This is a genomic window from Streptomyces sp. NTD91, assembly GCF_059510455.1.
This window is the reverse complement of the sequence record NZ_JCAJZW010000190.1, coordinates 1-308: the sequence shown is the minus strand read 5'-3', so window position 1 is coordinate 308 and position 308 is coordinate 1. Positions and strand designations below refer to the sequence as shown.

Sequence of the window (308 nt, the reverse complement as noted above, 5' to 3'; positions counted from 1 at the left end):
AATCTTTGGGAAGGACCCCTGGTCACCAGCGTTCAGCTGGGACCAGGGGTCCTTTCGTTTTTACAATGCTTGCGGTACCGAAGACAGGAGTCACCATGTCCACCAACTCTCCCGACGACCGACCGGAGCGCGACCAGCGGCGACGGGACAGTGGTGACCGTGGTGATCGCGGCGGTTACCGGAGCGACCGTGGCGGTTTCCGCCGCGACGACGAGCGTGGCGGTTACGGCCGGCGCGACGACCAGCGCGGCTACGGCGACCGGCGTGACGACCGCGGAGGCTTCCGCCGTGATGACCGCCGCGACGAT

General features: G+C 66.9%; 1 pseudogene. It reads left to right on the top strand.

The features are described 5' to 3' along the window. Positions 1 to 95 precede the first annotated feature (95 nt). Positions 96 to 308, top strand: a pseudogene (locus AC5WRT_RS39180) (tetratricopeptide repeat protein); the annotation flags it as partial.